Origin of the sequence: Capnocytophaga sp. oral taxon 332 str. F0381 (assembly GCF_000318275.2) — a bacterium.
Classification (GTDB): Bacteria; Bacteroidota; Bacteroidia; order Flavobacteriales; family Flavobacteriaceae; genus Capnocytophaga; species Capnocytophaga bilenii.
Genome location: NZ_KB291295.1, coordinates 39,000 through 47,792, shown reverse-complemented (window position 1 = coordinate 47,792; position 8,793 = coordinate 39,000). Strand labels below are relative to the sequence as shown.

General features: G+C 29.5%; 14 protein-coding genes, 1 tRNA gene and 1 pseudogene. All 16 read right to left on the bottom strand.

From position 1 onward, the window contains the following. The coding region (locus tag HMPREF9075_RS13475; RefSeq protein ID WP_009415430.1) for a hypothetical protein at nt 1-312 on the bottom strand (312 nt) is incomplete at its 3' end. A 1-nt stretch (nt 313) separates the two neighbouring features. Next, the gene (locus tag HMPREF9075_RS05145) at nt 314-598 is read right to left on the bottom strand and encodes a hypothetical protein (protein WP_009415429.1); all 285 of its coding nucleotides are present in this window, start codon (nt 596-598) and stop codon (nt 314-316) included. A 79-nt stretch (nt 599-677) separates the two neighbouring features. Next, nucleotides 678-1,088: a hypothetical protein gene (locus HMPREF9075_RS05140; protein WP_009415428.1), complete on the bottom strand. Its 411-nt coding sequence runs from the start codon at nt 1,086-1,088 to the stop codon at nt 678-680. 42 nt (nt 1,089-1,130) lie between these two features. Further along, nucleotides 1,131-1,361, bottom strand: a complete 231-nt coding sequence (locus tag HMPREF9075_RS13815) for a hypothetical protein (protein ID WP_232305064.1) — start codon at nt 1,359-1,361, stop codon at nt 1,131-1,133. A 520-nt stretch (nt 1,362-1,881) separates the two neighbouring features. After that, a complete protein-coding gene (locus HMPREF9075_RS05130; RefSeq protein ID WP_009415426.1) occupies nt 1,882-2,286 on the bottom strand; it encodes a hypothetical protein in 405 nt (134 codons plus the stop codon). Nucleotides 2,287-2,292: 6 nt separating this feature from the next. Then, nucleotides 2,293-2,940 carry a hypothetical protein gene (locus tag HMPREF9075_RS05125; protein WP_009415425.1) on the bottom strand — a complete coding sequence of 216 codons (648 nt, stop codon included), beginning with the start codon at nt 2,938-2,940 and terminating at the stop codon, nt 2,293-2,295. A gap of 98 nt (nt 2,941-3,038) precedes the next feature. Continuing rightward, nucleotides 3,039-4,055, bottom strand: coding sequence for a hypothetical protein (locus tag HMPREF9075_RS05120; RefSeq protein ID WP_009415423.1), 1,017 nt, complete (start codon nt 4,053-4,055; stop codon nt 3,039-3,041). Between the two features lie 2 nt (nt 4,056-4,057). Continuing rightward, nucleotides 4,058-4,324: a hypothetical protein gene (locus HMPREF9075_RS05115; RefSeq protein ID WP_009415422.1), complete on the bottom strand. Its 267-nt coding sequence runs from the start codon at nt 4,322-4,324 to the stop codon at nt 4,058-4,060. Beyond that, complete coding sequence (locus HMPREF9075_RS05110; protein WP_009415421.1) at nt 4,321-4,962, bottom strand: hypothetical protein; 642 nt, start codon at nt 4,960-4,962, stop codon at nt 4,321-4,323. The genes HMPREF9075_RS05115 and HMPREF9075_RS05110 overlap by 4 nt, the downstream gene beginning before the upstream one ends. Nucleotides 4,963-5,247: 285 nt before the next feature. Next, nucleotides 5,248-6,189, bottom strand: a pseudogene (locus HMPREF9075_RS05105) (Fic family protein); the annotation flags it as partial. A gap of 123 nt (nt 6,190-6,312) precedes the next feature. Further along, the gene (locus HMPREF9075_RS05100) at nt 6,313-6,867 is read right to left on the bottom strand and encodes a hypothetical protein (protein ID WP_009415418.1); all 555 of its coding nucleotides are present in this window, start codon (nt 6,865-6,867) and stop codon (nt 6,313-6,315) included. A gap of 6 nt (nt 6,868-6,873) precedes the next feature. After that, the gene (locus tag HMPREF9075_RS13470) at nt 6,874-7,308 is read right to left on the bottom strand and encodes a hypothetical protein (RefSeq protein ID WP_009415417.1); all 435 of its coding nucleotides are present in this window, start codon (nt 7,306-7,308) and stop codon (nt 6,874-6,876) included. An 84-nt stretch (nt 7,309-7,392) separates the two neighbouring features. Further along, nucleotides 7,393-7,656, bottom strand: a complete 264-nt coding sequence (locus tag HMPREF9075_RS05090) for a hypothetical protein (protein WP_009415416.1) — start codon at nt 7,654-7,656, stop codon at nt 7,393-7,395. Between the two features lies 1 nt (nt 7,657). Continuing rightward, the gene (locus HMPREF9075_RS05085) at nt 7,658-8,071 is read right to left on the bottom strand and encodes an ADP-ribosyltransferase (RefSeq protein WP_009415415.1); all 414 of its coding nucleotides are present in this window, start codon (nt 8,069-8,071) and stop codon (nt 7,658-7,660) included. 31 nt (nt 8,072-8,102) lie between these two features. Then, nucleotides 8,103-8,228, bottom strand: coding sequence for a hypothetical protein (locus HMPREF9075_RS14005; RefSeq protein ID WP_255351825.1), 126 nt, complete (start codon nt 8,226-8,228; stop codon nt 8,103-8,105). Between the two features lie 84 nt (nt 8,229-8,312). Further along, nucleotides 8,313-8,388, bottom strand: a tRNA-His gene (locus HMPREF9075_RS05080). Between the last annotated feature and the right edge of the window lie 405 nt (nt 8,389-8,793).

Sequence of the window (8,793 nt, the reverse complement as noted above, 5' to 3'; positions counted from 1 at the left end):
AGTATTGTTGTTAAAAATAGTCTGAAAAGCACTTGCCATCTCTTCGTGTTCATGATGAAACTTTTGTAATAAAAACTCTTGGTATATTTCCTCTTTTTCCTTAAAAGTCAAAATTTTAGGTAAACGCCAAAAAAGAGCCTCAAAGTAATTATTGTCATTATACTCATTAATTCTATTCTTTGTTTCATATAATAATTCCTTTAAAATTTCTTTATTTGCTATAAATTTTGTAAGAGTTTTAAAATCTTCAATAGAAATTTTTCTTTCACATAATAAAAGTATTAGTTCTTTATCTTTTTCTGTTATTCCCATTTTATTTTATTATTTCAAAATTAATAATATTCTCATTAAAAGTTTCTAATGCCTTTCCTTTTCCTAATTCTATATTAACTTGTTCTATATTGTAATTTCCTCCTTCCGTTTTAAATAAAGCATTATTAGTTGTCCATCCTTTTTTTACTCTATCCATTTTTGAAAAGTTCAACATCCTTTTTTCCTCACTATCATTCCTAACGCCCATTTTTACTAATTTTTCTATACTTTTTAGTGTTTCTAAGTCTATTTTTGTAAAACACTTCTCCATTTTCATAAACTTCATAATCACCTATCTTCTTAATAAACTTACCTAAATTAAGTTTTTCAACTAACTTAGAAACGAACTCTTTTCTTTATTAATTTTATTCATTCACATAATATAGTTCTTTCTCCATTTCATAAATAATTATTTTAATAAAGTCAAGTTCTTCAAGTCCTAAATCATATTTTTCCCAAGGAGATAGAATGTCTTTGTTCTTTTCAATATAGAACTTTATTAAATCTAATATGTATGGACGATTCTCAATTCTTTCATTATTATAATTTATAATTCGCTCTTGTTCCTCTTTGTTATTTATAACATTATACAATGAAAACAATTGCTTTTTAAAATTGTTTTCCCCAAAGAACACAATAGATTCCTCAAGGGAATAATTATTAGATGTTAATATGATATTAAACATTGGAGAATATTCATCATATTTTTCTCCCCAATCCATCGTTTTTTCTTTAATTAAACAAAAAGGTTTGGTATTTCTTTCTATTTTAATCATATTCTTTGCTCTATACTAAATAATCTATAATAACAAGTTGTATTAAGACAAAATGTTTATCATATATATAAGCCAATAACCAATGATTCCAACAATATCTGTTACATAGTTTAAGATATATTTCTTATTTTTAAAAAATACCTTTTCAAACCTTGTAGAATGTTTTGTTCTTTGTCTTTGTGTAGGTTCTTTATAACACTCTGCCATAAGTTCTTCAAAAATATATTCTAACATAAATATTAACTCTTCTTTCTTATCTTCTGGTATATACACTACATCTTTTGTTTTCCAGATAGTCCAATCAATATTGTGTTTTATCGAAAATCTTAGAAGGTAGGGATATAGATATTCACACACAATAGGGTGCAATTCTATTTTTTTATCATTACATTTTAAAAACATAAGTACTATTTTATATATAGAAGCTGTTTAAACTTTTTCCTATTTACCCCCGCTGGCGCAAGCGTGTCGCTCGTGCCCAATTCAAAATTCAGAATTCAAAATTCATAATTTCCCTCGCCCCCCACTGGTGCGAGCTTGCAGCTCGTACCCCAATACGCCAATTCCACCCCAAAGTGATTAAAAAACTTTTTCTTCTTCAGGCTACTCTCTTTTAAAAGTTAGAAGTATGAAACTACTTTCTTTGTTTATCGCATATCTTTAGTCTTTGCTCTTAAGACTTATTATTGTAAAACTATTTCAGGACAAGACATATAAAAGGATACTGCTGGGCTTTAACTATAAAACCAAGCAAGAAACATAGAATTAATATGATAAGACGAGAAAACACTTTTTATTCTAATTGTTCTAAACTGACAAATTCATTCTTTTCATCAATAATAATTTTTGCTTCTAAATAATCAGCCATTTCTAATAGGATTTCAGCTATTGGTTTAGTGATTTTTTTTTCTAAAGATACAGAGACTTCATTTATAGCATATTTAACTATGCAATCCCCAAAGTTTTTAGAAAGTTTTTTTGTACAATAAGCATTTGTTTTGGATAGAGAATAAGATACTCTTGATTTAAAGTCCTCAGGAATTTCATCTATATTTTTTAACACCTCTTTTCCTTCTTCTGTATCTTCATACCAGATGAAATAATCCTTATGGGTTTCTATAAAAGCTATCCATTTTTGGAAATCTATTTGCTCATTGTTTCCTTTAATATTAATAAAATTATTTCTACCTATTCTCATATCAGACTATTTCACAAAATCTTCTAACGTTCTAATTTCAAATTTAATTCCTGTCTCTCCTGTTTTTTTAGAGAGTTCTTTCTCCCAAGTTTTTAATAAATCATCAGTTATATTTTCCTTAGGCATATAAATATGTATCTCTGCACTATTGATAAACATCTTATGTTTGTTGCTGTCAATACCTTTTAACTTATTCAGACCATCTTTTAAAAAAGCTATGTTCTTTTTAATATCTGCAGAGTTTAACCATTGCCTTACATCCTTAGCTTTAGTAGTTTTCATTGAAATAGCTGTTTCAGCAAGTATCTGGTTACCTATAGATTTACCTTTGTAAAAATCTACAGCTTTAAAGTTTGGAGCAATATCACTAGTACGAACCCAACCATCTATTGCTTTATAACGGTAAATAGCCATTAAATCTTCAAAGAATTTGCGTTCGGCAAAAACTTCGGGATAAAACTTCTTCCAAGCATCTGCTATCTCTTTTAGTTTATCATCTAATGTTTTAGAAGTGAAAGACGCTATCCTTTTAGCAACATCTTTTAAGTCATCAGCTTCTTTTATTGCTTTTTTGATAGCAGTTATCTTTATTGTAAGTTTTTCCGCTGCTTTAGGCAACTCAGCAAGAATTTTTCCACCAACTACTACACTCATTGTGGTTTTTACAGCTCCTTTTGATAATAAGTGGTTTTTCTTCCCCTTATCAGTCTCTTCTTGTGTGGTTTGCTCCCAGTCTTCTGAGGTGTTTAGAGCTAAATCTCTTCTTCATAGATAAACAAGTTGTTTCCTGTATCGGTAACAAACATTTTATTGTCATAAAATCGTATTTCTTCTATATCTTCATAAGTGTCTTTGATTTGATAAATCCATTGATACGTTGCTGTTTCAGGATCTATAGCAATGATAAAAGGATGTTTTGAAGTATGAACATCATACCATAGCAATCCTTTATGATATACTACCCTATGACCAGATGGCCAATGATTCTCTCCATTATACTCAAAATCAGGCAAACGAGAATATTTTCTATTATAATTATAGAACTCTCCTGTATCTAAATCAACACGATAAAAAGACAAGCTAGTACATACATAACCATAATGTCCTACAATTTCCATAGTCCGTGCATAATGATCACACTTCCAAATCAAAGAACCATCCTTTTGAGAAAGACAAACAATGCCTACTCTTGCGATGATGATAAAAGTATCTTTATATGAATATATCTCAAGTATAGATAACTCTTCTTCCTCTGGAAAAAAATCTTGAATATCTTGTTGCCATAATAAAGAATAGTCTCTTTTTACATATATATAAATATATATATCATCATATCTTACAATGTAATCATATGTGAAAAACGCTGTTATTCCTTTGAGTGATATTTCTTTTTCTTGTAATATACCACCTTTCAGTATATCAAATGTTAAAACTCTATTCTTATTAATATTATATAAAATATTTTTATCATAGAATCTGGATGAGAATAAATATAATTCTATTTCTCCCTTAAATATTATTTTTTTTGTTTTTCTATTATATATCAAAACATCAAAAATTCCTTCTGTAGTTTTTAGGTTAAAGATAATAACTTCTTCATTTGCATAATAGTCATATACATTACTTTCTTTTGATTGCCAAAGGACTTCTCCTCCTAAAGATAACTCTTGAAAGTATCTCTTTCCCTCTTCTTTTTTTATACCATAAATAAACCCATCTGTATAGATATATCTACCTATATCATTGATTCTTTTTACTTGTTTATACATAACTAATCCACTATTTCAAATATTTTTTTAAAATTTTCCGGTTTATCTAACCATTCTAATAATAGTTCAGCAGAAGATTTATCCCCTTTTGTCCATTTTAGAAATTTTTCACTGAAAACACTATTAGGTTCAAACAATTTTTCTAACTCTTCAATAGGTTTTCCGTCAGCTGTTTTAAGAGCTGCTATTACTTTTGCCTTTAAGGTCTGGAGATCACTTATATTATCTGTTTTTGCAAATATCCATTGGGTATCACCTAAATTTTTCATTCCGTTTTCAGAATATCATATTCTGACACTTCATAGCCTGTTATATTGTTTTCTATAAAAGCATTCAAAAGTTTCTCAGATATAATATTTCTTCCCTCAAAATGAAATATATCATATTTTGGAAAAGAATTTAATAGGTAAACTTCTTTAATGATGAGATTTTTTTCAAAATCTCCAAAGGTTTCTTGTTCTTTACTTAAGTAAAATTCCTTTGATGTAAAACAGAATTCTTGGATGACATCTCTCCATTTTAGTATGAATTTCGATTTTTTCATATCTATATATTGGAAAATATCATCATAAAAATGGAACCAATAATAGTTTAATTTACTTTTTTTATAAATAACTTCTGTATCATAAAATTTATGATTAGGCAGAGAGTACAAAGTAATTAATGATTTTATTTTATTATTAACTACTAATCCATAAGGAACGCTTACCCTTTCAATGAAATCTGTAGGGTACGCCTTTTTATTTAGTATTATGATATACTTTGGTATATGTTCAGGAAATTCTTCTATTCTTGTTTGAAAATCAATAAATACTGAAAAAAACTCTGAATCCTCTGAAACATCCGTTTGAGGATAGTATCCAATTATATTTGTATCTGTAGATTCTGATAGTGTGTAATACTTCATATTTTGATTTAATTGATTCCTTTAAAATATTCGTTTAGATTCATTCCAGAGTCTTTTGCTTTGATAATTTTTTCCTTTAAATCAGGAATTATTTTCCCCCGCTGGTGCGAGTTTGCAGCTCGTACCCCAATACGCCAATTACACCCCAAAGTGATTAAAAAAACTTTTTCTTTTTCGTACTACTCTTTTAAAAAGTAGAAGTATTTAGTTACTTCCTTTGTTTTTGCATATCTTTAGCCTTTACTCTTAGGACTTATCATTGTACACTTATTTCAGGATATGACATTATAGTTTATCTTTTAATTGTTTGCCCAAGATGGTTAGTCGATATTTTTGTAACCTACTATTAGGTTTGTCAGGAATAGTCATTTCAATAAATCCTTGTTCCAATGCAGGTTTTAGATATTTTGCTCGAAAGTGTTCCCTGTGAGAAAGTCCCAACATATCTTGTATTTCTTGTCTATCCATCTTTTCGGATAGTATTTTAATCAATTCTTTGACTTGCTCGGTAACTTGCGCGGTAACTTGCGCGGTATCCTGCGCGGTAACTTGCGCGGTATCCTGCGCGGTAACTTGCGCGGTAACTTGTTCGGTAGCGGGAAATATCATTCGTAAAAAATTCTCTGTAAACTTGAAACATTCTTTTCCATAGCTTCTTAGAATACGAGGAACGCCAGACCCTAAATGCTCTACTAAATCCAAATCTCTAAATACACGCATCAACTCTTTATTGCGCGGTACCGAATAGCCTTCAAAAAACTCTTTCTCTGTCATTCCTTGTGGCAAACTACCAAATGAGGTAATTTCAATTCTATCATCAAAAAACTCAAATTTGGGAGGTACTTCCAAGGTATAATCGTTATGAACAATGGCATTAATTACAGCTTCACGCAAGGCAACAGGGTTCCATAATCTGGTTTCTTTTCGTTCTTTGGGTGTGATTTTTGCCAATGTCTTATTTTCGACTCCTATCTTATCCAACACCTGTTTGGTTGCTTTTATCAATGAACAATACCCATATTCGTTGTTTTCAATCAAGTCAAAGCGATCTAAACCATCGTATTTTGCAACTTTTACAGATATTCCATTAGTATCAGCCAATAAATAGGCTACATAATTGTACAAACCTTCTTCTGTAAGAAGTTCCAAATTGGGTACAAACTGCTGATTTAGCATCTTTCCTGAGCTTTCATAATATATTTTGAGTTGCTCAAAAGTAAGATTCTTAATAATGTTTGATTAAAGCTATAGTAAGATTTATTTGTATAAAATTTGAAAACAGCTTCTTCCTCTAACGAAAGCTCCTTAGTAAATTTCCTCGTTACTTTTCCATTTACTAATATTTTGCTTTTAATTAATTTTCTCTATATGTATATAATGATATTTTTTTTCTTTTGATAGAGAAAAGATCCCTTCTTTTTCCAAAAAGTAATTTATAAAATCATAGTCAAAAATATAACATTCATCATATAGATTAGGAATTTGAAATTTCTTTTTTAAAGAGAGAGACAAACCAAAATTATCTGTCAAAACAATTTTATCCACATTCTCTTCTCTAACATAATTTTGAACAATAGATAAATTCATTCTACCTCTTTGAAATATAGCCACTCTACCTTCTCCCGTTGTTGATTGATAATATGCTAATAAAATAATAGTTTGATATTTCTCTGACAACCTTCTCAAGAACTCATCATAAATGTATAGTGAATAATTGAATTGCACCTCTATTTCTATCCAATTTTCATATTCAGATGAAATAATAATAGTCTCTTTGGGCGCATAGAGCCACCACTTTGGAGTATCTAAAAATTCTATTCTTTTTATAGAATAGAAAGTTTTAAACTCATTAATAATATTATCTATATTATCATTTTTTACATAAATTTTTGAAAGAGTTCCCATAACAAGTTACTTTATTATTTTTCCTAGTTCATCTAATGAATTTACTACGATTACATTTTTCTGTTTGATTCTATTAATCATATTTAATTGCGTATTTGTGGCTTCAGACATAGGTTTGTCTATATATAAAATCACTTTCTTTTGTTCTGGATTACAAAAATTATCCAACTTACTATTTAAGAATTTATCAAATTGATTCTCTTTCACAGCACTAAAAGATGTTTTTACCTCAATTATTTCATCTAATGTAGAAACGTCTATATCTGTGATGTTTGGTTCTATTTTTTGTCCAAATCCTAATACTTCTTTTCTACTTTTAACAAACTCTCCTACTTTACCTTCTGTTATTTTACCTATATTATTAACATTAGTGTTATTTAATTTTTTTGTTGCTTGAATTGCATTTTCTATGTCCTTAGCCCTTTGTTCACTCCATCTCAATATCTTCCCTGCGGGATTAGTGTATTCAATCTTATTACCATTTCTAACAATAATTCTCCCCTGTAAAATTAGTGTAACCTAAGTTTAATAATATTCTGTCTCATTAAATTTTTCTTTTAATTCTTTCAGATAATCTAAATAATTTTGTCTCTCTATATCATTCATAAGTTTCCATTGAATATCTTTTATTTCCTTAGTTATTTTTATTAATTCAACAAACATATTTACATTTTCCTTTACAAAAAGATTATATTCTTTTTCACTTGAAAATGAGTGACTATTAATTGTTTTCATAAGTTGGTCTTTCCTCTCTTTTAATAAAAGAAGTTCTTTTTGATAATCTTTCATATTATAATTCTTTTAACCAAATTGTTTTTATAGGAATCATATAATCTTTCGGGTTAGGAGAAAAACCTACTTTTTCCACTTTAAATATCGTCTCAGACTTAAATAATATTTCTTTTTCAGATGGTAATGTTGAAAGCCCTTCTATTAATTTTCCGTCCTTTCCTTCTATTCTTATTAAGGTAGTATAAGGTCTATTCCTCATAGCTTCAATAACAGCATCTTCTGAATATGTTGCAGATGTAAATCCTTTTGTTTTTATTATGGAACCTTGAACATATAATTCTGAAATTTTATCTTCAGATAAATCTTCAATCCTATATAAAAGACTATTATATTGAGCTTTAATTTCATTTTGAACCAAAGCATCTTGAAATCCTTCCTTTGATAAAATATCCTTATCTTCATCTTGTAGCATTATGAAGCTGTCCAAAAAGTCTTTAAAAGAACTATTGCGGTATCTCCCCCATTGCTCCCATTGCTCTCATTGCTCTCATTGCTCCCATTGCTCCCATTGCTCCCACAATCGCCCGTGCGGCTCGCACTCCCACCAGTCCCATCAATTCAAAATTCAAAATTCAGAATTCAAAATTCAGAATTGAAAATTGAGTTTTTTTTATAACAAAAAAAGCACCCTTTTTGGGTGCTCTTTTATTAAAGGGTGGAATATGGGGCTCGAACCCACGACCTTCGGAACCACAATCCGACGCTCTAACCAACTGAGCTAAAACCACCATTTCTATCATTTCGGGTGCAAAAGTATAGATAAATTTTAAAACCACCAAATTTTTTAGCAATTATTTTCTATGATTATTTGTAAATTACTGATAGTCATTATAGTTCTACACTACCTCCTCCTTTGGGTAAAAACCAAAACCCTCCCAAAGTTTTTCATACAGTATTATTTCCACCTATCCCCAATTCAAAATTCAAAATTCAAAATTCCCCCGTTCCCCTTGCACCACACACTTTGGCAAACTTTCAAAGTTTGCCAAAGTTTTTCTGGAACATTCCCCCCCAAAGTCCCAAAAGTCCCAAAAGTCCTACAAGTCCCACCAATTCAAAATTCAAAATTCACAATTCAAAATTCCCCCATTCCCCTTGCGCCACATACCCAGCTCCAAGCCTTCGCTGGCTTTG